Below are 23,652 nucleotides of genomic sequence, written 5' to 3' on the forward strand. Positions count from 1 at the left end.
AATTTCAAGATTCTATGCTGGGTTTGATTTCTCAGGCAAAACTATTAACCACATATTAATGATGTAACTGGCACATGCACTGTTGGAAGACGTTATCCGACATATCGACCATAACAGGAGCATATTATGCATATGACAAAGCTGGCTTCACTCTTTCTTACCGCTACACTCAGCCTCGCCAGCGGCGCGGCGCTGGCTGCTGAAACCAATACGCAGTCCAATAACGGCCAGGCAAATTCCTCGGCGGATGCCGGTCAGGTCGCCCCAGACGCACGCGAAAACGTGGCACCAAATAATGTCGACAACAGTAACGTGAATTCGGGTGGCACAATGCTGCACCCGAACGGTTCATCAATGAACCATGAAGGGATGACCAAAGACGAGATGCACAAAAACACCATGTGTAAGGACGGTCGCTGCCCTGATGTGAATAAGAAGGTTCAGACCGGAAACGGCATTAATAATGATGCCGAGACAAAAACTGATGGCACTACGCAGTAACGCTGAAAATAAAGCTAATAACGGGAGAGCAATAGCTCTCCTTTTTAATTTTATCATCCCAAAAACGGTATGATGGCATACAGTAAAGATGAGAATAACAAAGGGATGGCATAATGGCGCACTCGCATACTCATAATTCCTCTGAGCAACCCAAGGACAATAATGCCCGCCGCTTGATGTTTGCATTCTGCATTACAGCCGGATTTATGTTGGTTGAAGTGGTAGGTGGAATACTTTCAGGTTCACTGGCCTTGTTGGCTGATGCCGGGCATATGCTCACTGATGCCGCAGCGCTCCTTTTCGCGCTGCTGGCCGTCCGGTTTTCCCATCGACCGCCCACAATACGACACACCTTCGGCTGGCTGAGGCTCACGACACTGGCCGCGTTTGTTAATGCCATCGCATTGGTCGTGATCACTATTTTAATCGTCTGGGAAGCCATTGAGCGCTTCCATACGCCCCGCCCCGTAGCAGGCGGCATGATGATGGTTATAGCTGTCGCGGGTTTACTCGCCAACGTGCTGGCTTTTTGGGTTCTACATCGCGGCAGTGAGGAGAAAAACCTGAACGTCCGCGCTGCGGCACTACATGTGATGGGCGATTTACTCGGCTCGGTCGGGGCGATCATCGCTGCGCTTATTATTATCTGGACGGGCTGGACGCCTGCGGACCCGATTCTCTCGATTCTGGTTTCCGTGCTGGTACTGCGCAGCGCCTGGCGACTGTTAAAGGATAGCGTTAATGAATTACTGGAAGGTGCCCCGCTGACGCTGGATATTGCCGCACTGCAGCGCCATCTCAGCCGGGATATCCCCGAAGTCCGCAATGTACACCATGTCCATGTCTGGATGGTGGGTGAAAAACCGGTAATGACGCTGCATGTGCAGGTGATCCCGCCGCACGATTATGATGCCCTGCTGGAACGTATTCAGCATTTCCTTATCCACCACTACCAGATTGAACACGCGACGATCCAGATGGAGTATCAGCCGTGCAATGGGCCGGACTGCCACCTGTACCAAGGCGTGTCCGGCCATTCACATCATCACCATTAATGGGACAGCGCGCGGGAACCCCGCTCACGCGCGCTGTTAATCCACATCCTGCTACCATTCAGGGCGATAACCGTCAGGATCATATACTCCAGCGACATGGCATATACGCCTTGTAGGGCGAAAATCACTACGCTTATTACGTTAATGATCACCCACAGCAGCCAGTTTTCGACGTATTTGCGCGTCATCAGGATCATCGCCGCAATCGACAACACCATCATGCAGGAGTCCCAGAACGGGAATGCATCGGGTTGCAACTCAGGCACAACAACCTGTAATCCTAATGCCTGCATAATGTTCACCGCAATGCGGGTCAGGAATGCAAAGACCGGATCGATATAGACCGACATCAGACCGATCGCTACCACGCAAGCCGCCAGCCAGCCGATCGCTTTTGGTAACGGCAGCCAGCGAATTTTCAGTTCCGCTTCATGCTGGTTAGTTTGCCTGGACCAGGCATACCAGCCGTAGATGTTGGCGGCAAAGAAGAAAACTTGCAGCAACAGGCTTGCATAGAGCTGGATCTGAAAGAAGATAATCGCAAACAGCGTGACGTTTATCAGGCCGAAGAAGTAATTGCTTATTTTCTCAAGACTCGCCAGACCAATACACAGCAACCCGGCGATCGTCCCCACAGCTTCGATCCAAGACAGATCGTAACCGCCAGCGCCGATCGGAATATGTACCAGAATGTTCTGCGTGCTAAAAAAGTCCATCTTTTCCCCCAGAGCAAAAAAATTAATTAAGCTCGAAGTGTAGCCGCAAATTCCAACATGCGGTTTAACGGCAACAACGCCCCTTCTCGCAGCGCAGCATCAACATGTATCTCATGAGCCGCTCCGCCTTGTTCCAGGCCCTCAGCAATAGCCTTGAGGCCGTTCATCGCCATCCACGGACAATGCGCACAGCTGCGGCAGGTTGCCCCCTCGCCAGCCGTCGGCGCTTCAAGCAATTCTTTATCCGGAACGGCCTGCTGCATTTTGTAAAAAATGCCCCGGTCAGTCGCCACAATCAGTTGTTGATGCGGTAACGATTTAGCTGCGTTGATTAACTGGCTGGTTGAGCCAACCGCATCAGCCATATCAACGATAGACTGAGGGGACTCCGGGTGCACCAACACCGCAGCATCAGGGTAAAGCCCCTTCATGCGTGTTAAAGCCTGAGTTTTAAATTCGTCGTGGACGATACAGGCCCCCTGCCAACAAAGAACGTCTGCACCGGTCTGTTTTTGCACGTAGTTGCCCAGATGTCTGTCCGGAGCCCAGATGATTTTTTCACCTAAACTATCAAGGTGCTCAATAAGTTCTACCGCGATACTGGACGTGACGACCCAGTCCGCCCGCGCTTTAACGGCAGCGGAGGTATTGGCGTAAACCACCACGGTACGATCAGGATGCGCATCGCAAAACGCGCTGAAAGCATCAATCGGACAACCCAGATCTAATGAACATTCCGCCTGTAAGGTCGGCATCAGGATGGTCTTTTCCGGGCTGAGGATTTTGGCGGTTTCCCCCATAAACCTCACTCCTGCAACCAACAGCGTAGAGGCAGAATGTTTTGAGCCGAACCGCGCCATCTCCAGAGAATCAGAAATACAGCCACCGGTCTCTTCGGCCAATTGCTGAATTTCAGGATCGGTGTAATAGTGCGCGACCATAACGGCATCACGCTCTTTCAACAGGCGCTTGATTTTTTCACGATAAAATTGCTTTTCATCCACACTCAGCGGGGCTGGCTTCGGCGGAAACGGATAAATTGCTGCTTCTGGATCAAACATCACGCTCATCTTGCTTTCTCGTTTTACTAGCTTAACGAAATAACCGATTAAAAGCGTGACGCACGCCGTATTCGGTTAGATTTGTTTTATATGCTAAACAAGATAGCGGATTGGCGTAAGAAAGTCACAATAATTGCGTGTGATGAATGCCGGATGGCGACTGACGTCTTATCCGGCCTACGTGAATAGTGTCGTCTGTAGGACTGATAAGCGAAGCGCATCAGGCAAGCAGGTTCGAATCGTTGATTCTGCGCATAGCAAAAAGGCGCCTTTAGGGCGCCTTTTTACACTGGTGGGGCGTGCAGGATGACTCGCTACGCTCGCCCTTCGGGCCATCGCCGTAAACGGCTCCGTTGTCTCACTTCGTTCGACCCGAACCTGCTGCAGGTTCGAATCATGAAATCCTGCACATAGCAAAAAAGCGCCTTTAGGGCGCTTTTTTACACTGGTGGGGCGTGCAGGATTCGAACCTGCGACCAATTGATTAAAAGTCAACTGCTCTACCAACTGAGCTAACGCCCCCTTATGGGGTTTACTTCTTTATACTTTCAGGATGGTGGGTCGTGCAGGATGACTCGGCTTTGCCTCGCCCTACGGGCCGTTGCTTACGCAACGTTATCCTTCACGTTTTACAATCGCGTTCCACCTTAGCGATTGGTGGGTCGTGCAGGATTCGAACCTGCGACCAATTGATTAAAAGTCAACTGCTCTACCAACTGAGCTAACGACCCGCTCGGGTATAACCTGAAAATTTTTACTCGGTACCACCAATAAATTGGTGGGGCGTGCAGGATTCGAACCTGCGACCAATTGATTAAAAGTCAACTGCTCTACCAACTGAGCTAACGCCCCGAGTGGTAGGTGATGACGGGATCGAACCGCCGACCCCCTCCTTGTAAGGGAGGTGCTCTCCCAGCTGAGCTAATCACCCGATACTACGCTGGATACTACTTACTAACTGAGTTAGTGGTGGGTCGTGCAGGATGACTCGACTTCGTCTCGCCCTACGGGCCGTTGCTTACGCAACGTTATCCTTCACGTTTTACAATCGCATTCCACCTTAGCGATTGGTGGGTCGTGCAGGATTCGAACCTGCGACCAATTGATTAAAAGTCAACTGCTCTACCAACTGAGCTAACGACCCACTTTTTTTGCCGCTTTCGGGCTGTTTGATATCCCTTGGCAACGGCGGCATATATTACTGATTTCAGATTTTAGCGCAACAAAAATTTCGATGTAAATAACTCAACTGCTTAGGAATCACACGACGCGACCAGAATTAACACGATTTCTGGTCGCATGGTGTTCATTACATCGCGCCAAGGCGTTTTTGCGCTTGTTTCGCGCCATCAGTGCCAGGGTATTTAGTGATAACCTGCTGATAAACGGCTTTAGCTTTTGCTGTGTCACCTTTGTCCTGCATGATGACGCCGACTTTATACATCGCGTCTGCAGCCTTTGGTGATTTCGGGAAGTTTTTAACTACTGAAGCAAAATAGAACGCTGCATCATCTTTTTTCCCCTTGTTGTAATTCAACTGACCCAGCCAGTAATTCGCATTTGGCAGGTAAGTCGAGTCTGGGTACTTTTTGATGAAGTTCTGAAATGCTTCAATCGCATCATCCTGGCGGGATTTATCCTGCACCAGAGCAATGGCCGCATTGTAATCAGTGTTCGCATCGCCAGTCTGCGCCGGGGCTCCTGACGCTGCCGCTGCGCCCACATCAGGCGTAGGGGTTGCTGCTGCCCCACTCTGATCGCTACCTGCAGACTGCGCCGCAGGCGCACTACCGCTGCCAAGATTATTAATCTGCAACAATATTTGCTTCTGGCGTTCAACAACCTGGTTCAACTGATACTGATTTTCCTGAATTTGACCACGCAGGGAATCAATATCGGACTGATTATCGGAGAGTTGTTGCTGGAGTTGGGTTAAAAGCTGACTGTGAGCGTTAGAAATACGCTCGAGTTGAGTGACACGGTCTTCGACCGAGCCTGAGCCGACACTACTGATTGGCGCCTGAGCAAAAGCGGCCCAAGGGGCCGCTATGCCAACCAGTAACGACAGACTCAACAGATGATGTCTGAAGTTACTGCTCATGCAATTCTCTTAGTAAACCAGTACGGCGCGACGGTTTTTGGCGTAAGCCGCTTCGTCATGACCCAGTACTGCAGGTTTTTCTTTACCGTAAGAAACGATGGAGATCTGGTCAGCAGAAACGCCTTTACCCTGCAGGTACATCTTAACGGCGTTCGCACGACGCTCACCCAGGGAGATGTTGTACTCAGGAGTACCACGTTCGTCCGCATGACCTTCTACGGTGACTTTGTAAGACGGGTTGCTACGCAGGAAGTTAGCGTGAGCATCCAGCATTGCAGCGAAATCAGAACGGATATCGTACTTGTCCAGATCGAAGTAAACGATGTTGTTCTGCTGCAGCTGTTGCATCTGAAGACGCGCTTGCTCTTCAGAAGACATGTTGCCGCTGCCGTTTGCATCCATACCAGTGCCGGCACCCAGCATGCCTTCGCTGCCGTCATTGCTGGCGTTCTTGTTAGAAGAACACGCTGCAATAGCCATAACAGGCAGAGCAATCATCAGCCCTTTCAGCACTTTGTTCAGTTGCATTTCAATGATTCCTTTATTAATCAATTATTTATTATCACAGATACGGCGACCAGGCAGGGAATTTAACCTGTCCATCAGTTGCCGGAAGACGCGCTTTGAAACGCCCATCTGTAGAAACCAAATTCAGCACGGATCCCATCCCCTGAGAAGAGCTGTAGATTACCATAGTGCCGTTAGGTGCCAGACTTGGCGTTTCGTCCAGGAACGTTGACGACAGAACTTGTACGCCACCCGCTACCAGATCTTGTTTGGCAATGTGCTGCTGACCGTTGGCCGAACTTACCATTACCATAAATTTACCGTCGCTGCTCACATCCGCATCCTGGTTTTGCGAACCTTCCCAGGTAATGCGCTGCGGAGCACCGCCGTTGACGTTAACTTTATATACCTGTGGACGACCGGCCTGGTCAGATGTAAAGGCCAGGTTTTGGCTGTCCGGGAACCAGGTCGGTTCCGTGTTGTTGCTACGACCATCCGTCACCTGACGGATCTGACCGGAACCAATGTCCATGACATACAGGTTCAGGCTACCGGTTTTAGACAGGGCAAACGCCAGTTTGCTGCCATCCGGAGAAAACGCAGGCGCACCGTTGTGACGTGGGAACGACGCTACCTGACGAACCGCGCCATTAGACAACGTCTGAATAACCAGTGCAGAACGACCACTCTCGAAGGTTACGTACGCCAGTTTTGAACCGTCCGGAGACCACGCCGGAGACATCAGCGGCTGCGGAGAACGGTGTACCACGAACTGGTTGTAACCATCGTAGTCGGACACACGTAATTCGTACGGGAACTGACCACCGTTGGTCTGAACAACATAAGCGATACGGGTACGGAATGCACCTTTAATGCCGGTCAGTTTTTCAAACACTTCGTCACTTGCAGTATGCCCCGCGTAACGCAGCCACTGCTTGTTCACTTTATAAGTGTTCTGTGCCAGTACGGTACCCGGTGCGCCACCGGTGTCAACCAGCTGATAGGCAACGCTGTAAGAACCATCCGGGTTCGGCGTAACCTGGCCGACGACTACGGCATCAATGCCCAGCGCAGACCAAGCGGCAGGTTGAACTTCCTGCGCGGTACCAGGCTGCTGAGGCAGACGAGAACGGTCTAACGGGTTAAATTTACCGCTGTTACGCAGGTCAGCACCTACGATACCACCGATATCTTCAGGTGCAGCACCCGGTCCTGCCCACTGGAAGGGGACAACACCAATCGGGCGCGCCGAGTCCACCCCCTGGGTGATCTCGATACGTACTTCTGCGTGCAGCACCGCTGCCCACAGCATCAGAAAACCAAATGCTACTCGTAATGCCTGCTTCATCATATCTCCCTTATCTGGACGGAAAGCCCACGATAATTTAGCAGAATGTTAACAAACTCAAATACACAAAACTACCACAACTCAGTATCAACCTTAGACCGTTTCCCCTGATTTCTCAGGGGTCGTTATTACAGTTTGAAGTCCAGTTTGGCATCTTTTACTTTTTCATAAACTGCCTGGCTAGGCGGTTTAGGAATTCTGGCGGTTTTCGCAGCCGTCAGCGCAGCCTGACACAATGCTGGATCCCCACCCTCTTCGGTCACATCCAGTAACAGACCATCGGGTGCTAACTTGATATGTAATACGCAAGATTTACCTGCATACAAATCTGCACCATACAGACGGCTCTGGATCGCATTACGAATTTGAGATGCGTAAGCACTGATATCAGCACCAGATGCACCGCCATTGGCACCACTTGTACCACTATCTTTCGCCGGTTGGCCGTTTCCTTTCGCTCCACCGCCCGATTTCGGTGCATTCTTACCGGAGCTCAGGTCACCCAACAAGTCGTCAACGCCAGAGGCTGCAGCGGCTTTTTCGGCCGCAGCCTTTTTAGCAGCTGCTGCTTTATCTGCCGCAGCTTTCTTATCGGCAGCGGCTTTCTCGGCTGCAGCTTTTTTGTCTGCTGCTGCTTTTTCCGCTGCGGCTTTCTTATCAGCCGCCGCTTTTTCAGCAGCGGCCGCTTTCGCGGCGGCGGCTTTTTCTGCTTTCTCAGCGGCAGCTTTCTCGGCTGCTGCTTGCTTAGCGGCTTCAGCCTGTGCTTTCTTCGCAGCGTCCGCGGCAGCTTTAGCAGCTTGTGCTTCGGCAACTTTCTTCGCATCAGCAGCGGCTTTAGCAGCTTCCGCCTCAGCTTTTTTCTGTGCGTCCGCAGCGGCTTTCTTCGCGGCATCTGCCGCTTGTTTCGCCTGTGCATCAGCTTTAGCCTTCGCGTCTGCAGCAGCCTTCGCCGCAGCTTCTTCAGCCTGTTTCTGTTGCTCTTGCGCTTTCGCGGCGGCGGCTTCAGCTTGCTTCTGCTGTTGCGCCTGTTCGCGCACTTTTTCCTGCGCGGCTAAGCGTTCTTTTTCCAGCTGCTTCAGTCGCTCTTGCTCAGCTGCCTGTTTCTCGCGAAGTTCTTCAGCTTGCTGCTGCGCCTGCTTTTCACGCTGCTCTTCAGCACGTTTCGCGCTTGCCTGCTGTTGCTGCTGCCTGTCGTACTGTTGCACAACGGCGCCAGGATCGACCATAACGGCGTCGATGGACGAACCGCCACCGCCGCCGGCTGAAGCATCAATGTGCTCATCGAACGAACTCCAGATCAGCGCTGCAAATAAAATGACATGCAGCACCGCTGAAATAATTATCGCCCTTTTGAGCTTGTCGTTTTGTTCGGTTGCCTTTGACACTCTCGGTTCCCAAAAAACTGTTCGCCTGTTACGTGCTATCTTTCAAGCCAGCAAAACGCCGTCATCAGATTGGCTGCGTCATCAAGCCAACCGATTTTACGCCTGCACTGTGTAACAAGTTCAGCGCTTTAATTATTTCATCATAAGGCACGTCTTTCGCACCACCGATTAAAAAGACCGTTTTCGGATTGGTCTGCAGGCGACTTTTCGCTTCCGCGATAACCTGCTCCGGCGGCAGTTGATCCATACGATCTTTCTCAACCACCACGCTGTATTGCCCAATACCGGAAACTTCAATAATGACCGGGGGTTCGTCGTTACTGCTGACGGCTTGCGATTCGGTCGCATCCGGCAGGTCGACTTCCACACTCTGCGTAATGATCGGTGCGGTAGCCATAAAGATCAGCAACAGCACCAGCAGTACGTCGAGCAGCGGTACAATATTGATTTCGGACTTGAGTTCGCGACGACCTCGTCCACGCGTTCTGGCCATGGCTTACCCCTTGTTGCTCTCGCTAACGGTAAACGCCTGGCGGTGCAGAATCGCGGTGAACTCTTCCATAAAGTTGTCGTAATTCAGTTCCAGTTTGTTCACGCGCTGGTTCAGACGGTTGTAGGCCATAACCGCCGGGATTGCCGCAAACAGACCGATAGCCGTTGCAATCAACGCTTCCGCGATACCCGGTGCAACCATTTGCAGCGTCGCCTGTTTTACCGCGCCCAGCGCGATAAATGCGTGCATGATCCCCCAAACGGTACCGAACAGACCGATATACGGGCTGATGGAGCCAACGGTTCCGAGGAATGGAATATGCGTTTCCAGCGTTTCCAGCTCACGGTTCATCGAGATACGCATCGCACGGGAAGCCCCCTCAACGACCGCTTCCGGCGCGTGGCTATTTGCCCGATGCAAACGAGCAAACTCTTTGAACCCGCTGTAAAAAATTTGTTCTGAGCCAGCCAAATTATCACGACGCCCCTGGCTTTCCTGGTACAGGCGCGACAATTCAATGCCGGACCAGAACTTGTCTTCAAATGCTTCGGCTTCACGTGAAGCAGCATTAAGAATACGGGTCCGCTGGATAATAATGGCCCAGGATGCGATTGAGAAACCAATCAAAATCAACATGATAAGTTTAACCAGAAGGCTTGCCTTCAGGAACAAATCAAGGATATTCATGTCAGTCACTGCTTAAACTCCGCGACAATAGACTTGGGAAGCGCACGAGGCTTCATTTTGAGTGGATCAACGCAAACAATCAGAACTTCGGCTTCATTCAGCACGGTGTTCTCTGCGTTGACAATGCGTTGCGTGAAAACCAAAGAGGTGCCACGCATTGACGTAATTTCGGTTTGAACTTCGAGCATATCGTCGAGCCGGGCAGGCGCAAAATACTCGAGGGTCATTTTGCGCACCACAAAGGCTACACGTTCAGCCAACAGGACCTGCTGACTGAAGTGATGATGACGCAGCATCTCTGTGCGCGCTCTTTCATAAAAAGCGACATAGCTGGCGTGGTAAACCACCCCACCGGCATCGGTATCTTCATAGTAGACACGAACCGGCCATCGAAACAGCGTTGTATTCACTTTACATCCCGGTAATGCAACAAAAGGTTAGTGCTTTCAAACTTCGCTACTATACGCGCGGGAATGGTGCTTTGGAATGGGGGAAAGTAAACGGAGAGTAAAAAATTATGGGCTTATGCAAGCCCATAAATATTTAAGGATGTTTCTTATTCAAAAGAAGAAGAAAAACAGACCAACAACGAGGACGATATCCGCGATCAGCGGGCAGAAGATACCCTGCCAGTGTACGGCACGAGGACGAAAGCCAACGCCGTGAATGATGCCTGCGCAGACCGCCCACATCAGCAGAAAACCATGCCAGATTTCAAGCTCACTGGTTTTGGCCGCGAAACGTGACGGATCCCAGAATATGCAGCCGGCCAATACGATTGCCAGCACAAATGAAAGCGCCCGCAAGGGGCGCTTGTCCATCGCGTTGTATAACATCGCGATAATGTTGGTCATTAGCTATCTTCTTGTCCGGCTTTGCCTGATTCAACGTGCTCAAGCGCCAGCGCTGTGATTATCCCAAATGCACAGGCAAGAAGCGTTCCCAAAATCCATGCGAAATACCACATTTTAAGCTCCTTACTTAGTACAGAGAGTGGGTGTTACTTTCAATATCTTCTTTAGTGATGCGACCAAACATCTTCCAGTAACACCAGCAGGTGTACAGCAGAATGATCGGTACGAACACACAAGCTACATACGTCATCAGATTCAGCGTCAGCTGGCTGGACGTTGCATCCCACATGGTCAAACTTGCGTTCATCATGGTGCTGGATGGCATCACAAACGGGAACATTGCGATACCGGCAGTCAAGATGATGCAGGCTAACGTCAGTGAAGAGAAGACGAATGCCCAGGCCCCTTTCTCCATACGAGAAGTCAGAATGGTCAACAGCGGCAGAACCACGCCCAGTGCAGGAACCAGCCACAGGATAGGTGCATTGTTAAAGTTCACCATCCATGCGCCAGCCACACGAGCCACTTCTTTGGTCAGCGGGTTGGAGGCGGCATGATGATCCAGGGCTGAGGTCACAACATAACCGTCAATACCGTAAATCACCCATACACCGGCCAGCGCGAAGCAGACCAGAGTCACCAGCGCCGCAACCTGTGAAGTTGCACGAGCACGCAGATGCAGTTCACCTACCGTACGCATCTGCAGATAGGTCGCACCCTGGGTGATGATCATCCCAACGCTCACGACACCTGCCAGCAGACCAAACGGATTCAGCAACTGGAAGAAGTTACCGGTGTAGTACAAACGCATGTAGTCATCTACGTGGAACGGAACCCCTTGCAGCAGGTTGCCGAACGCCACGCCAATCACCAGCGGTGGCACGAAGCTACCAATGAAGATGCCCCAGTCCCACATGTTGCGCCAGCGCATGTCTTCAATCTTGGAGCGGTAATCAAAACCGACCGGACGGAAGAACAAAGACGCCAGTACCAGGATCATCGCCACATAGAAACCGGAGAACGCAGCGGCATACACCATCGGCCAGGCAGCGAACAGTGCGCCACCCGCGGTGATGAGCCAAACCTGGTTACCGTCCCAGTGCGGGGCGATGGAGTTAATCATAATTCGACGCTCGGTATCATTACGACCGAGGAAACGGGTGAGCATGCCCACCCCCATGTCGAAGCCATCAGTGACCGCGAAACCAATCAGCAGAATGCCAACCAGCAGCCACCAGATAAAACGCAATACTTCATAATCGATCATTTGACGACTCCTGTCTTAGCGTGCCGGCTGAGAAGTCACAGTGGACTGCTCGTAGTGATAACGACCGGTTTTCAGGCTACTCGGCCCAAGGCGTGCGAACTTGAACATCAGATAAAGTTCAGCCACCAGGAACAGGGTATACAGGCCGCAAATCAACAGCATCGAGAAGATGAGGTCGCCAGCAGTCAGCGAAGAGTTCGCTACGGCTGTTGGTAACACTTCACCAATCGCCCACGGTTGACGACCGTACTCTGCGACAAACCAACCGGATTCAATAGCAATCCACGGCAGAGGAATCGCGTACAGCGCTGTGCGCAGTAGCCATTTTTTCTCACCGATACGGTTACGAAGCACAGTCCAGAAGGACACCGCGATAATTGCCAGCATCAGAATGCCGCATGCCACCATGATACGGAAAGCGAAGTACAGCGGCGCAACGCGAGGGATAGAATCTTTCGTTGCCTGCTGAATTTGCGCTTCGGTCGCGTCGGTGACGTTATCCGTATAGCGTTTCAGCAGCAGACCATAACCCAGGTCTTTCTTCATGCTGTTGAACTGGTCGCGAACGGCCTGGTCGGTAGTACCAGCACGCAGTTCTTCCAGCAACTGATACGCTTTCATCCCGTTACGGATACGCTCTTCGTGCTGCACCATCAGGTCTTTCAGACCAATGACCGGTGTATCAACAGAGCGGGTGGCGATGATGCCCAGCGCATAAGGAATTTGAATCGCAAAATGGTTTTCCTGCGCATCCTGGTCCGGAATACCGAACAGCGTAAAGGAAGCCGGTGCAGGCTGAGTTTCCCATTCTGCTTCAATCGCTGCGAGTTTGGTTTTCTGCACGTCGCCCATTTCGTAACCGGATTCATCACCCAGAACGATAACAGACAGAATGGCAGCCATACCAAAGCTGGCAGCGATGGCAAAAGAACGTTTAGCAAACGCGAAGTCACGACCGCGCAACATATAGTAGGAGCTGATACCCAGAACGAACATCGCGCCGCATACATAACCAGATGCCACAGTGTGAACAAATTTCACCTGTGCTACCGGGTTGAGCACCAGTTCAGAGAAGCTCAGCATCTCCATACGCATGGTTTCGAAGTTGAAATCCGCTGCGATTGGGTTCTGCATCCAGCCGTTCGCAACCAGAATCCACAACGCAGACAGGTTAGAACCCAGGGCCACCAGCCAGGTGACACACATATGCTGGACTTTACCCAAACGGTCCCAGCCGAAGAAGAACAGACCTACAAAGGTGGATTCGAGGAAGAAGGCCATCAAACCTTCGATCGCCAGTGGCGCACCGAAAATATCCCCTACATAGTGGGAGTAGTAAGACCAGTTAGTCCCGAACTGGAACTCCATGGTCAGACCGGTAGCCACACCCAGAGCGAAGTTGATACCAAACAACTTGCCCCAGAACTTGGTCATATCTTTATAAATCTGTTTGCCGGAAAGGACGTAGACCGTTTCCATAATGGCCAGCAAGAACGCCATACCGAGCGTCAGTGGCACAAACAGGAAGTGGTACATCGCGGTCAAGGCAAACTGTAAGCGCGACAGTTCGACTATATCTAACATCATGACTCCTTGCTCATCGCATGAAGACTCCGAGAGTGAACCCCGTTAGAAAGGGTCACACGCATGCCCCAATACAAATTTATCTGCTTCCTTACGCCGCTACTCTTTCTTCTCTTGTGAAGAAAGGACAATGGAGAAAGGTTACAAACATGTTAATAAAACACTCAAATTGATCCCGCAATTATATTACGCCGTAAAATCCTTACAATAAACAGGTTTTTATCGAGACAAATTTGCATTTTTCGATAGTGATCAATTTATAGCTAATTTACCACTTTCAGACCAATTTGATCTGCAGCAATTTAACCTCTTTTGATGCTGTTTTCCAAGTTTTAAACATTGATTTAAATCAATTTTCAAATTTAATGTTAATAGTGTTTAACACTCGCATGACTAGTGAATGCGATGTTAACAACATGTTTTTCAATGAGTAATTGCCGTTACTACAAATGATAGGATATTTATTTAAATGTACACGATCTTTTAACCAGCCCGGCTGACAAAATTGATAGCGGATAAAGAATCACTAATGCTAGGTAGCTCACAGTTTTTTGTTTAGCAAGTCATGGACTTGTTATTTCATACAAATTATTCATTTAAATTTTACTTATAATTAACACCGAGATGTAACTATCTCAGCTGGAAGAGAAAACGTTCCACATTGACCGATGCATTGCGTTTGGTGTTCTGCGAGAAAACGCTGGCGTTTCGCTTAAATCATCACTGAAAGTTATCTTTAACGCCCACTCTGCACTTATGTGGCAAAGATTAAATATGCCACAAACATTTCATTATCATTTTTATCCTAAAATTAACAAAAATGAATTGTGACATATAAGATTAAAAAATAAAAAACCGTTACGTCGTTCACAAGTTAATTAGTAATTGTGATTTTTGAAATTATTAAAAACACGACATAAATGGCGCGCATAACAAAATAAGATTTCGATCACAAACATGGCAAGTAATTTATTACCCATTTTTCTAATAAATTAAAACCGGCCAAGAGAATATGATACATCCTACTGATTATAAAGGGATTTTATAACAACCAAATATAACAATCATTTTTCTCAGGATATTTTGAAAATAGATCAATTGCTTCCTTTTTCGCTTCCACAGAAACTCCAACCCTATTAAGAGGTTGTCACAATCCATGTTCTAAATATTAGAAAATAATTTCACTTATTGACCATCAGCCCTACAGAGGATTACCCATGAAGAAATCTACACTTGTTATTGGCGTCATCGGTGCTGACTGCCATGCAGTAGGTAATAAAGTTCTGGATCGCGTTTTTACCGCTCATGATTTTCACGTAATCAACCTCGGGGTGATGGTGAGCCAGGATGAATATATTGATGCTGCGATTGAAACAGGCGCCGATGCCATCGTGGTGTCCTCTATCTACGGTCATGGCGACATTGATTGCCTCGGATTACGTGAGCGCTGCATCGAACGCGGCCTTGGCGACATTCTGCTGTACGTCGGCGGCAACCTGGTCGTCGGTAAACATGACTTCGCCGATGTGGAAGTAAAGTTTAAAGAGATGGGCTTTAACCGGGTCTTCGCCCCCAGTCACGATCTGGAAGATGTTTGCGCGCTTATCACTAATGATATTCACCAACACAATGGCCTCGAACAGCGTTGCCTGGAAGAGGCCATCTGATGCAAACAGTTTCTGTCGATATCGGCTCGACATGGACCAAGGCAGCCCTCTTCGCCCATGAAGGCGAGGAATTAACCCTGGTAAACCATGTCCTGACCCCAACCACCACACATCATCTGGCAGACGGTTTTTTTGCCAGCCTGAATCAGGTGCTGAATGTTGCCGATGCTCGCCCGTTACTGAAAAGTGGTGAAGTGCAGTTGAAATACTCCTCCTCAGCGAAAGGTGGGCTTGCCGTTGCAGCAATGGGGCTGGTGCCTTCCATTACGTTGGAATCGGCAAAAGTTACCGCCCATTCGGCAGGAGCGAAAATCGCGCAATATTATTCGTACAAGCTGAACCGTCATGACATCCAGGAGCTGGAGTCATCCCCTCCAGATATTCTGCTGTTTACCGGCGGTACAGACGGTGGCGAAGAAAGTTACGGCCTGGCGAATGCGCATGCGCTGGCAGGCTCAAAGCTTGATTGCGCCATTATCTACGCCGGAAACCGGGACATTCAGGACGAAATACAAACGATTCTGGGACATAAGGATTTGACCACGGTAGACAACATTCTGCCTGACCTCGATCACCCGAATCCGTTTGCCGCACGCCAGGCGATTTGTGATGTGTTCTTGTCACGTATTGTCAAAGGCAAAGGTCTGGACGTCATTGTTGGCGAAACAGGCGAAGAGCCAATGCCGACGCCATGGACGGTCTATGAGTTAGTCAAAGCCATTAGCGATTACGACAGCGCATGGAAGGAATTCATGCTGATTGATATGGGCGGAGCCACCACGGATGTCTATTCGGCCAGCGCGAATACCCTCTCCCCCGATACCGTCCTGCATGGTGTTCCTGAACCGTTCGTCAAACGTACAGTAGAAGGCGACCTGGGCATGCGCGTTTCCGCCGTCGTGGTGGGAGAAAGCACGCAGGATATGGTGAAAGTCATCTTCGCCCAACAACCACAGCGCGAGGAAGCGTTTTATCGCTACCTGCGCCATCTGGTAGGGCAACCGGATTACCTGCCACTCAGTGAGGAAGAGAAATATTTCGACACCCTGCTGGCAGGTTTATGCGTGGGCTATGCCGCTGAGCGCCACGCGGGCACTAAAAAGCAGGTTTGCACCTGCGTGGGTAACGTGGATTTACAGATGGGTCGCGATCTCACCACCGTACGCAAAGTCGTCGGTTCAGGGGGATGGCTCTCTCGCGCCAGCCAGTTCGATATCCATAACTGGCTCAAATACCGGGAGCTGGACGACCAGGGGAAAAGAATTCTGTTACCGAATCAGTTTGAGTATTACCGCGATTCAAATGGCCTGCTCCCGCTTCTGGCAAACGTCGCCAGGCTGTACCCGCAAGCCGCTGCTCGCACCAGCATTCAGTGTTTAACCCTATAAAACTTAAGGCAGCTACGAATGGAACTTCGAAATAAAAAATTGACCCATGACGAATTCATGACCGAAAGGCATCAGGTATTACAAACCTGGGAAACCGGCAAAGACGTTGAGAACTTCGAAGATGGCGTGAAGTACCAGCAATCAATTCCAGATAAAAAACGCTTCTCCCTTGCCCTGCTGAAAGCCGATCAGGAAGGTAAAACCCTGAGCCAGCCGCGTGCAGGCGTAGCATTAATGGATGAGCATATTGCGCTGCTCAAAACATTGCAGGAAGAGTGCGACCTCCTGCCGAGTACTATCGATGCCTATACCCGTCTGAACCGCTATGAAGAAGCCGCTGTCGGGATCCAGAAATCCATCGAAGCAGGTACTTCCAAGCTGAATGGTTTACCAGTCGTCAATCACGGGGTTGCTGCCTGCCGCCGGATGACTGAATCGCTGGAAAAACCGATCCAGGTTCGCCACGGTACGCCGGATGCGCGCCTGCTGGCAGAAATCGCCATGGCCAGTGGCTTCACCAGCTACGAAGGCGGCGGTATCTCCTACAACATCCCTTACGCCAAACGCGTCACCCTGGAAAAATCCATTCGCGACTGGCAGTACTGCGACCGTCTGATGGGTCTGTACGAAGAGAACGGCATTCGCATCAACCGTGAGCCGTTTGGCCCGCTGACCGGTACCCTGATCCCGCCGTTTATGTCCCACTCGGTGGCGATTATTGAAGGTCTGCTGGCGCTGGAACAAGGCGTGAAATCCATTACCGTCGGCTACGGCCAGGTCGGTAGCCTGACGCAGGATATCGCCGCTATTCAGGCGCTGCGTGAACTGTCCCACGAATACTTCCATAACCATGGCTTCGATGATTACGAACTGAGCACCGTTTTCCACCAGTGGATGGGCGGATTCCCGGAAGATGAAGCGAAAGCCTTCTCCGTTATCGCCTGGGGTGCAGCGGTTGCTGGTATGTCGGGTGCTACAAAAGTGATCACCAAAAGCCCGCACGAAGCGTTCGGTATCCCAACCGCGGCAGCTAACGCCCAGGGTCTGAAAGCGTCACGCCAGATGCTCAACATGGTCAGCGACCAGAAATTCCCGCAGTGCGCTGCCGTGGAGCAGGAAGTTGACCTGATTAAGAGCGAAGTCCGCGCGGTGTTGAAGAAAGTCTTCGAACTGGGCAATGGCGACATTGCGCGCGGTACGGTGCTGGCCTTTGAAGCTGGCGTGCTGGATGTACCTTTCGCTCCTGCCGCCTGTAACGCCGGTAAGATCCTGCCTGTTCGCGATAACACAGGCGCAATCCGTATTCTTGAAGCCGGTGCCGTGCCGCTGCCGAAAGATATTCTCGCCCTGCACCACGACTATGTCGCAGAGCGCGCACATTTTGAAGGCCGCAAGCCTTCTTTCCAGATGGTCATTGATGACATCAACGCCGTATCCCACAGTAAATTAATAGGAAGACCATAATGAAAATCAAAAAGGCCCTTTTCACCGCTGGCTACTCCTCATTTTATTTTGACGATCAGCAGGCCATCAAAAATGGCGCCGGTCATGACGGGTTTATCTACACCGGCGATCCGGTCACGCCTGGATTTACCTCTGTTCGTCAGGCGGGTGAATGTGTTTCCGTACAACTGATTCTGGAAAACGGCGCGGTAGCTGTGGGCGATTGCGCAGCGGTGCAATATTCAGGTGCAGGCGGTCGTGACCCGCTGTTCCTGGCTGAAAACTTCATTCCGTTCCTCAACGACCACATCAAGCCGTTGCTGGAAGGTCGTGACGTTGATTCGTTCCTGACCAACGCCCGTTTCTTTGATGAATTGCGTATTGACGGCCATCTGCTGCATACCGCCGTACGTTATGGTCTGTCTCAGGCACTGCTCGACGCGGCGGCACTGGCTACCGGTCGTCTGAAAGCCGAAGTGGTTTGTGATGAATGGCAACTGCCATGCGTTCCGGAAGCCATTCCGTTATTTGGTCAGAGCGGCGACGACCGTTATATCGCCGTCGACAAGATGATCCTCAAAGGTGTGGATGTCCTGCCGCATGCCCTGATCAATAACGTTGAAGAGAAGCTGGGCTTTAAAGGTGAAAAACTGCGTGAGTACGTCCGCTGGTTGTCTAACCGTATCCTGAGCCTGCGCACCAACGAAAGCTATCACCCGACGCTGCATATTGATGTCTACGGCACCATTGGTCTGATCTTCGATATGGATCCAGTGCGTTGCGCCGAATACATCGCCAGCCTGGAAGCCGAAGCTCAAGGTCTACCGCTGTACATTGAAGGCCCGGTTGATGCCGGTAACAAGCCGGATCAGATCCGCATGTTAACCGAGATCACTCAGGAGCTGACTCGTCTGGGTTCCGGCGTGAAAATCGTTGCGGATGAATGGTGTAACACCTATCAGGACATCGTGGACTTCACCGACGCGGGCAGCTGCCACATGGTGCAGATTAAAACCCCGGATCTGGGCGGTATTCACAACATCGTTGATGCAGTGCTGTATTGCAACAAACACGGAATGGAAGCCTATCAGGGCGGTACCTGTAACGAAACGGAAATCAGTGCTCGTACCTGCGTACACGTCGCGCTGGCCGCGCGTCCAATGCGCATGCTGATCAAACCGGGTATGGGTTTCGATGAAGGTCTCAACATCGTGTTTAACGAAATGAACCGCACCATCGCGCTGTTGCAAACTAAGGATTAAGAGATGGCACGCACATTTAAGATCTTATCGCCTACGGCTATCCTGGGTTATGGCTTCCCGGAAGAAAGTTTTCGTAAAGCCATGGAAGAGTCACCGGATCTTATTGCTGTTGACGCAGGTTCCTCCGATCCTGGCCCCCACTACCTGGGGGCAGGTAAACCCTTTACTGACAGGGCCGGTGTGAAACGCGATCTGCGCTATATGATTGTGGCAGGCGTTAAGAACAACATCCCGGTAGTGATCGGCACAGCCGGTGGTTCTGGCGCAGCTCCGCATCTGGAGTGGTGTCGCCAAATAATCCATGAGATCGCGCAGGAAGAAAAACTGTCTTTCTCAATGGCGCTAATTCCGTCTGATGTCGACAAAGAAATCGTTCATCAGGCACTGGATAACGGCAAAATCACCGCGCTCGATTTTGTGCCTGAACTGACTCACGAGGCCATTGAAGAGAGCACCTACATTGTCGCGCAGATGGGCGTCGAGCCTTTCCAGCGTGCGCTGAAAGCCGGTGCACAGGTGGTCCTGGGCGGACGAGCCTACGATCCGGCCTGCTTCGCCGCGCTGCCGATTATGCAGGGCTTTGATGAAGGTCTGGCGCTTCATTGCGGTAAGATCCTTGAGTGTGCTGCCATTGCCGCCACCCCTGGCTCCGGCTCCGATTGTGCGATGGGGATTATCGACGACAACGGCTTTACGCTGAAGGCGTTCAATCCCAAGCGTAAGTTCACTGAAACTTCTGCTGCGGCGCACACCCTGTACGAGAAGTCAGATCCTTACTTCCTGCCAGGGCCAGGCGGTGTGCTGAACCTAAAAGCGTGCACCTTTACCCAGGTTAACGAGGGTGAAGTGTATGTCAGCGGTTCACGCCATGAAGAAACACCGTATGCGTTGAAACTGGAAGGTGCACGCCAGGTTGGCTTCCGTTGCCTGACCATCGCCGGAACACGCGACCCGATTATGATTGCCGGGATTGACACGATTCTTGAAGAGGTACAGGCAAGCGTTGCACGTAACCTCTCCCTGAATGACGACAGTATCCGCATGACGTTCCACTTGTACGGTAAGAACGGTGTGATGGGCAACCATGAGCCGATGAAAACTGCGGGCCATGAACTGGGAATTTTACTGGATGTCGTTGCGCCGACGCAGGACATAGCCAACAGCGTTTGCTCGCTGGTGCGCTCTACCCTGCTGCACTACGGCTATGAAAATCGCATTGCGACTGCGGGCAACCTCGCCTTCCCGTTCTCGCCATCTGATATTCAGAGTGGGCCGGTGTATGAGTTCTCGATCTATCACCTGATTGAAGCGAGTGATGCGCTGCGTTTTGATTTCCACATTGAACAGGTGACGCCAGAAGGAGTTCAGGCATGAAACACTCAATTTGTTCACTGGCACAAGTTATTCGCTCGAAAAACGCCGGACCGTACGAACTGGTTTTAGATATTTTATTTAAAACCCGGGAAGATTATCAGCGCGTAAAACGCTCAGAGCAATTAACACCGCAGCTTATTGCCGGTTTATATAACGTTAAACCTGACTTTATTCACAATATTGTATGGTTCGATCCGGCGAATGCCGTAAAAATCGTCATGCCGCGCGATATTATTTCCGGTAACGTCGGTGACAATGATGTTTATGGTGCACAGCAACACGCACCATTATTAAGTATTGAGTTCGACTTGTAACAAAAAACACAATAACAACCATTGGGGCACAGAATTCAGCTGTATCACAGTGCTTCGAATTATTCATGCGGTTGGTCACAACAGGCGTGCGTCTAAGCTGCTGTCCAGGCTCAGACGCACGCCACCCTACACAATTCCAATTACCAACCTTTATCCGATGGAGTACACATGAAGAAAATAAGTTTAACGAAGATGATCATATTAGGCCTGATACTCGGCATGATTGCCGGGGTGGCCATAAATAATATGGCCGCGGCTGAAACAGCAAAATCTTATGCAGCAGACATTTCCATTTTTACCACTATATTCTTACGTATGGTGAAAATGATTATCGCACCATTGGTTATTTCAACTCTGGTTGTGGGTATTGCCAAAATGGGCGATGCCAAAACGCTGGGACGTATATTTTCGAAAACCTTCTTCCTGTTTATTTGCGCGTCATTGCTGTCAATCGCGCTGGGTCTGGTTATCGTAAATATCTTCCAGCCAGGCGCAGGTATCAACTTTGTGCCACATGATGTCGGCGCTGTTGCCGCCGTTAAGTCAGAGCCATTCACGCTGAAAGTGTTCATCTCACACGCGGTACCGACCAGTATTGTCGATGCGATGGCGCGTAACGAAATTCTGCAGATCGTCGTGTTCTCCATCTTCCTTGGTTGCAGCCTCGCTGCGATTGGTGAAAAAGCCGACCCTATTGTGAAAGTGCTGGATTCACTGGTGCACGTGATGCTGAAGCTGACGGGTTACGTCATGCTGTTTGCGCCACTGACCGTTTTTGCCGCTATTTCAGGTCTGATTGCCGAACGTGGTCTGGGTGTGATGGTTAGCGCCGGGATCTTCATGGGTGAGTTCTACCTGACGCTGGGTATGCTGTGGGCGATCCTGATTGGCCTGTCTACTATGATCGTCGGGCCTTGCATCGCACGGTTAACTAAATCAATCCTCGAACCCGCTCTGCTGGCCTTTACCACTTCAAGCTCTGAAGCCGCCTTCCCGGGTACGCTGGACAAGCTGGAAAAATTCGGCGTTTCCTCAAAAATCGCCAGCTTCGTTCTGCCTATCGGTTACTCCTTTAACCTGGTCGGCTCCATGGCCTACTGCTCCTTTGCCACCGTCTTTATTGCTCAGGCGTGCAACATCGAACTGAGCATGGGCGAGCAAATTACCATGCTGTTAATTCTGATGCTGACTTCTAAAGGGATGGCGGGTGTACCGCGTGCCTCGATGGTCGTTATCGCCGCTACCCTGAACCAGTTCAACATTCCGGAAGCGGGTTTGATCCTGCTGATGGGCGTCGATCCGTTCCTCGATATGGGTCGTTCCGCTACCAACGTCATGAGTAACGCCATGGGCGCTGCCATTGTGGGCCGTTGGGAAGGCGAACACTTCGGCCAGGGTTGCCGTGGAACTGCGCCAGTGAAGTCACCGGAACAGGAACGCCCGGTTACCGAAACGGAAGTCGCTTTGTCCTGATACTACGTTATTGCCGGATGGCGCTTGCGCTTATCCGGCCTACATAACGTTTAACTATCCGTAGGCCGGATTAGGCGGTACGCCGCCATCCGGCATCAAGATGAGCACACCAACAGGAATGCATAATGAATAAAACAATTCTCGGCGTGAGTCTCTTTTCTTTCAGTGTCTTGTTTAGCGCAACCACATTCGCGCAAACCACGCCCGACTACGCCAAGCTGATAGAACAGGCTCATCAGAAGTACAAAAGTAATAACGATGGAAAAGTCGCCGACTACATCCCTGCTCTGGCGACCTATAGCCCGAAAAATTTTGCCATCACCATTGCGACGGTGGACGGCAAGATCTACCAGGTTGGCGATGTTAACAAACCTTTCCCAATGGAATCCCTGAGTAAAGTGTTCACCATGGCGCTCGCCATGGAGCAGCACGGTCCACAGGTAGTGCTGGATAAACTTGGCGCCAATGCCACCGGCATGCCGTTCAACTCAGGTTTGGCCGTTGAACTGACCAAAGGCGCGCCTGAAAACCCACTGGTAAACGCCGGGGCCATGAGCACCGTTAGCCTGATTGAAGCCAAAGACAAAACCGATCGTTGGAACAAAATCCTCGACAACCTGAACGTCTGGGCCGACGCCACTCTCACCGTAAACGAACCGGTTTTCAAATCTGAAATGGAAACCAACCAGCACAATCAGGCGCTGGCCAAACTGATGGAATCCTATAACAGCTTCTATGGCAACACTGACGAAGCCGTTGAAATTTATACCCGCCAGTGCTCGGTGGATATCACCGTTGAGCAACTGGCCAAAATGGGTGCCGTACTGGCGAACAAAGGCAAATCTCCGTTCAACGGCAAACAGTTGCTGAATGAGAAATATGTTCCACAGGTACTGGCAGAAATGGCAATTGCCGGACTCTACGACGGCAGCGGTAAATGGCTGTACACCGTTGGCATTCCGGCGAAAAGCGGCGTCGGCGGCGGCATGGTTGCCGTCGTCCCAGGCGAATATGCGATTGCGGTCTATTCTCCGCCGCTTGATGAAGCCGGAAACAGCGTTCGTGCCCAGAAAACTATCGAATATGTCGCCGAAGCGACAAAAGCCAACGTCTTTTTAGCCAAATAACTTTACGCCGGATGGCACATTGCTTATCCGGCAAACAATACGAAG

General features: G+C 51.1%; 23 protein-coding genes, 5 tRNA genes and 1 other RNA gene. 10 read left to right on the forward strand and 19 right to left on the reverse strand.

The features are described 5' to 3' along the window. The first annotated feature begins 126 nt into the window (after positions 1–126). Together OGX66_RS09635 and zitB are read left to right on the forward strand one after the other, a co-directional pair. Complete coding sequence (locus OGX66_RS09635; RefSeq protein WP_003845358.1) at positions 127–501, forward strand: YbgS-like family protein; 375 nt, start codon at positions 127–129, stop codon at positions 499–501. A 113-nt stretch (positions 502–614) separates the two neighbouring features. Further along, on the forward strand, positions 615–1,556 hold the full coding sequence (gene zitB, locus OGX66_RS09640) for a CDF family zinc transporter ZitB (RefSeq protein WP_286511464.1): 942 nt from the start codon (positions 615–617) through the stop codon (positions 1,554–1,556). Here zitB and pnuC read toward each other — a convergent pair. From pnuC to cydA, 19 genes are all read right to left on the reverse strand, one after another. Next, on the reverse strand, positions 1,553–2,272 hold the full coding sequence (gene pnuC / locus OGX66_RS09645; RefSeq protein ID WP_003022990.1) for a nicotinamide riboside transporter PnuC: 720 nt from the start codon (positions 2,270–2,272) through the stop codon (positions 1,553–1,555). The two genes, zitB and pnuC, sit on opposite strands and share 4 nt — an antisense overlap. Before the next feature lie 26 nt (positions 2,273–2,298). Then, positions 2,299–3,342: a quinolinate synthase NadA gene (gene nadA, locus OGX66_RS09650; protein ID WP_003837113.1), complete on the reverse strand. Its 1,044-nt coding sequence runs from the start codon at positions 3,340–3,342 to the stop codon at positions 2,299–2,301. 281 nt (positions 3,343–3,623) lie between these two features. Next, a non-coding RNA gene (locus tag OGX66_RS09655) (RtT sRNA) lies at positions 3,624–3,757 on the reverse strand. A gap of 22 nt (positions 3,758–3,779) precedes the next feature. Further along, a tRNA-Lys gene (locus tag OGX66_RS09660) sits at positions 3,780–3,855 on the reverse strand. Positions 3,856–3,988: 133 nt separating this feature from the next. Then, positions 3,989–4,064: transfer RNA gene (locus tag OGX66_RS09665), tRNA-Lys, on the reverse strand. A 45-nt stretch (positions 4,065–4,109) separates the two neighbouring features. Further along, positions 4,110–4,185: transfer RNA gene (locus tag OGX66_RS09670), tRNA-Lys, on the reverse strand. A gap of 3 nt (positions 4,186–4,188) precedes the next feature. After that, positions 4,189–4,264, reverse strand: a tRNA-Val gene (locus OGX66_RS09675). 137 nt (positions 4,265–4,401) lie between these two features. Continuing rightward, positions 4,402–4,477, reverse strand: a tRNA-Lys gene (locus tag OGX66_RS09680). A 165-nt stretch (positions 4,478–4,642) separates the two neighbouring features. Next, positions 4,643–5,434 carry a cell division protein CpoB gene (cpoB, locus tag OGX66_RS09685; RefSeq protein ID WP_088902588.1) on the reverse strand — a complete coding sequence of 264 codons (792 nt, stop codon included), beginning with the start codon at positions 5,432–5,434 and terminating at the stop codon, positions 4,643–4,645. 9 nt (positions 5,435–5,443) lie between these two features. Beyond that, positions 5,444–5,962: a peptidoglycan-associated lipoprotein Pal gene (gene pal / locus OGX66_RS09690; protein ID WP_003022983.1), complete on the reverse strand. Its 519-nt coding sequence runs from the start codon at positions 5,960–5,962 to the stop codon at positions 5,444–5,446. 34 nt (positions 5,963–5,996) lie between these two features. Next, a complete protein-coding gene (gene tolB, locus OGX66_RS09695; RefSeq protein WP_003022981.1) occupies positions 5,997–7,289 on the reverse strand; it encodes a Tol-Pal system beta propeller repeat protein TolB in 1,293 nt (430 codons plus the stop codon). A 128-nt stretch (positions 7,290–7,417) separates the two neighbouring features. After that, entirely contained in the window at positions 7,418–8,674 is a 1,257-nt protein-coding gene (gene tolA, locus OGX66_RS09700) for a cell envelope integrity protein TolA (RefSeq protein WP_016149807.1), read from the reverse strand. Between the two features lie 64 nt (positions 8,675–8,738). After that, on the reverse strand, positions 8,739–9,167 hold the full coding sequence (tolR, locus tag OGX66_RS09705) for a colicin uptake protein TolR (protein WP_003022978.1): 429 nt from the start codon (positions 9,165–9,167) through the stop codon (positions 8,739–8,741). A 3-nt stretch (positions 9,168–9,170) separates the two neighbouring features. Next, on the reverse strand, positions 9,171–9,863 hold the full coding sequence (gene tolQ, locus OGX66_RS09710; protein ID WP_003022976.1) for a Tol-Pal system protein TolQ: 693 nt from the start codon (positions 9,861–9,863) through the stop codon (positions 9,171–9,173). After that, positions 9,860–10,264, reverse strand: a complete 405-nt coding sequence (gene ybgC, locus OGX66_RS09715) for a tol-pal system-associated acyl-CoA thioesterase (protein WP_003835413.1) — start codon at positions 10,262–10,264, stop codon at positions 9,860–9,862. Before ybgC ends, tolQ begins: the two co-directional genes overlap by 4 nt. Before the next feature lie 150 nt (positions 10,265–10,414). Then, positions 10,415–10,708: a cyd operon protein YbgE gene (ybgE, locus tag OGX66_RS09720; protein WP_003022971.1), complete on the reverse strand. Its 294-nt coding sequence runs from the start codon at positions 10,706–10,708 to the stop codon at positions 10,415–10,417. Next, positions 10,708–10,821, reverse strand: coding sequence for a cytochrome bd-I oxidase subunit CydX (cydX, locus tag OGX66_RS09725; RefSeq protein ID WP_003022970.1), 114 nt, complete (start codon positions 10,819–10,821; stop codon positions 10,708–10,710). The genes ybgE and cydX overlap by 1 nt, the downstream gene beginning before the upstream one ends. A gap of 14 nt (positions 10,822–10,835) precedes the next feature. Continuing rightward, positions 10,836–11,975, reverse strand: coding sequence for a cytochrome d ubiquinol oxidase subunit II (gene cydB / locus OGX66_RS09730; RefSeq protein WP_270921772.1), 1,140 nt, complete (start codon positions 11,973–11,975; stop codon positions 10,836–10,838). Positions 11,976–11,990: 15 nt separating this feature from the next. After that, on the reverse strand, positions 11,991–13,559 hold the full coding sequence (gene cydA, locus OGX66_RS09735; protein WP_003022965.1) for a cytochrome ubiquinol oxidase subunit I: 1,569 nt from the start codon (positions 13,557–13,559) through the stop codon (positions 11,991–11,993). Between the two features lie 1,217 nt (positions 13,560–14,776). Here cydA and glmS point away from each other — a divergent pair. The 8 genes from glmS (at position 14,777) to glsA (ending at position 23,607) form a co-directional block, all read left to right on the forward strand. Then, positions 14,777–15,226: a methylaspartate mutase subunit S gene (glmS, locus tag OGX66_RS09740; protein WP_003022963.1), complete on the forward strand. Its 450-nt coding sequence runs from the start codon at positions 14,777–14,779 to the stop codon at positions 15,224–15,226. Beyond that, positions 15,226–16,614, forward strand: a complete 1,389-nt coding sequence (glmL, locus tag OGX66_RS09745) for a methylaspartate mutase accessory protein GlmL (RefSeq protein ID WP_003831429.1) — start codon at positions 15,226–15,228, stop codon at positions 16,612–16,614. The genes glmS and glmL overlap by 1 nt, the downstream gene beginning before the upstream one ends. Before the next feature lie 18 nt (positions 16,615–16,632). Further along, entirely contained in the window at positions 16,633–18,078 is a 1,446-nt protein-coding gene (locus tag OGX66_RS09750) for a methylaspartate mutase subunit E (RefSeq protein ID WP_003022957.1), read from the forward strand. Next, positions 18,078–19,319: a methylaspartate ammonia-lyase gene (locus tag OGX66_RS09755; RefSeq protein ID WP_003022953.1), complete on the forward strand. Its 1,242-nt coding sequence runs from the start codon at positions 18,078–18,080 to the stop codon at positions 19,317–19,319. Before OGX66_RS09750 ends, OGX66_RS09755 begins: the two co-directional genes overlap by 1 nt. A gap of 3 nt (positions 19,320–19,322) precedes the next feature. Beyond that, the gene (locus OGX66_RS09760; protein WP_003022951.1) at positions 19,323–20,693 is read left to right on the forward strand and encodes an acyclic terpene utilization AtuA family protein; all 1,371 of its coding nucleotides are present in this window, start codon (positions 19,323–19,325) and stop codon (positions 20,691–20,693) included. Then, positions 20,690–21,007 carry a DUF4387 domain-containing protein gene (locus OGX66_RS09765; RefSeq protein ID WP_008320068.1) on the forward strand — a complete coding sequence of 106 codons (318 nt, stop codon included), beginning with the start codon at positions 20,690–20,692 and terminating at the stop codon, positions 21,005–21,007. Before OGX66_RS09760 ends, OGX66_RS09765 begins: the two co-directional genes overlap by 4 nt. 168 nt (positions 21,008–21,175) lie before the next feature. Beyond that, a complete protein-coding gene (locus OGX66_RS09770) occupies positions 21,176–22,480 on the forward strand; it encodes a dicarboxylate/amino acid:cation symporter (RefSeq protein ID WP_003022946.1) in 1,305 nt (434 codons plus the stop codon). A 125-nt stretch (positions 22,481–22,605) separates the two neighbouring features. Next, positions 22,606–23,607, forward strand: a complete 1,002-nt coding sequence (gene glsA / locus OGX66_RS09775; protein WP_032942734.1) for a glutaminase A — start codon at positions 22,606–22,608, stop codon at positions 23,605–23,607. Positions 23,608–23,652: the final 45 nt, after the last annotated feature.

It is taken from the genome of Citrobacter sp. Cf072, assembly GCF_030334485.1.
Taxonomy (GTDB): domain Bacteria; phylum Pseudomonadota; class Gammaproteobacteria; order Enterobacterales; family Enterobacteriaceae; genus Citrobacter; species Citrobacter freundii.

What these genes read in the sequence shown, in the direction of transcription:
- cydX (WP_003022970.1), bottom strand. Translation starts at nt 10,821, where the DNA reads ATGTGGTATTTCGCATGGATTTTGGGAACGCTTCTTGCCTGTGCATTT.
- OGX66_RS09765 (WP_008320068.1), top strand. Translation starts at nt 20,690, where the DNA reads ATGAAACACTCAATTTGTTCACTGGCACAAGTTATTCGCTCGAAAAAC.
- cydB (WP_270921772.1), bottom strand. Translation starts at nt 11,975, where the DNA reads ATGATCGATTATGAAGTATTGCGTTTTATCTGGTGGCTGCTGGTTGGC.
- glmS (WP_003022963.1), top strand. Translation starts at nt 14,777, where the DNA reads ATGAAGAAATCTACACTTGTTATTGGCGTCATCGGTGCTGACTGCCAT.
- cydA (WP_003022965.1), bottom strand. Translation starts at nt 13,559, where the DNA reads ATGTTAGATATAGTCGAACTGTCGCGCTTACAGTTTGCCTTGACCGCG.
- pal (WP_003022983.1), bottom strand. Translation starts at nt 5,962, where the DNA reads ATGCAACTGAACAAAGTGCTGAAAGGGCTGATGATTGCTCTGCCTGTT.
- OGX66_RS09750 (WP_003022957.1), top strand. Translation starts at nt 16,633, where the DNA reads ATGGAACTTCGAAATAAAAAATTGACCCATGACGAATTCATGACCGAA.
- tolB (WP_003022981.1), bottom strand. Translation starts at nt 7,289, where the DNA reads ATGAAGCAGGCATTACGAGTAGCATTTGGTTTTCTGATGCTGTGGGCA.
- OGX66_RS09635 (WP_003845358.1), top strand. Translation starts at nt 127, where the DNA reads ATGCATATGACAAAGCTGGCTTCACTCTTTCTTACCGCTACACTCAGC.
- ybgE (WP_003022971.1), bottom strand. Translation starts at nt 10,708, where the DNA reads ATGACCAACATTATCGCGATGTTATACAACGCGATGGACAAGCGCCCC.
- nadA (WP_003837113.1), bottom strand. Translation starts at nt 3,342, where the DNA reads ATGAGCGTGATGTTTGATCCAGAAGCAGCAATTTATCCGTTTCCGCCG.
- glmL (WP_003831429.1), top strand. Translation starts at nt 15,226, where the DNA reads ATGCAAACAGTTTCTGTCGATATCGGCTCGACATGGACCAAGGCAGCC.
- tolR (WP_003022978.1), bottom strand. Translation starts at nt 9,167, where the DNA reads ATGGCCAGAACGCGTGGACGAGGTCGTCGCGAACTCAAGTCCGAAATC.
- OGX66_RS09770 (WP_003022946.1), top strand. Translation starts at nt 21,176, where the DNA reads ATGAAGAAAATAAGTTTAACGAAGATGATCATATTAGGCCTGATACTC.
- zitB (WP_286511464.1), top strand. Translation starts at nt 615, where the DNA reads ATGGCGCACTCGCATACTCATAATTCCTCTGAGCAACCCAAGGACAAT.
- cpoB (WP_088902588.1), bottom strand. Translation starts at nt 5,434, where the DNA reads ATGAGCAGTAACTTCAGACATCATCTGTTGAGTCTGTCGTTACTGGTT.
- OGX66_RS09760 (WP_003022951.1), top strand. Translation starts at nt 19,323, where the DNA reads ATGGCACGCACATTTAAGATCTTATCGCCTACGGCTATCCTGGGTTAT.
- glsA (WP_032942734.1), top strand. Translation starts at nt 22,606, where the DNA reads ATGAATAAAACAATTCTCGGCGTGAGTCTCTTTTCTTTCAGTGTCTTG.
- OGX66_RS09755 (WP_003022953.1), top strand. Translation starts at nt 18,078, where the DNA reads ATGAAAATCAAAAAGGCCCTTTTCACCGCTGGCTACTCCTCATTTTAT.
- pnuC (WP_003022990.1), bottom strand. Translation starts at nt 2,272, where the DNA reads ATGGACTTTTTTAGCACGCAGAACATTCTGGTACATATTCCGATCGGC.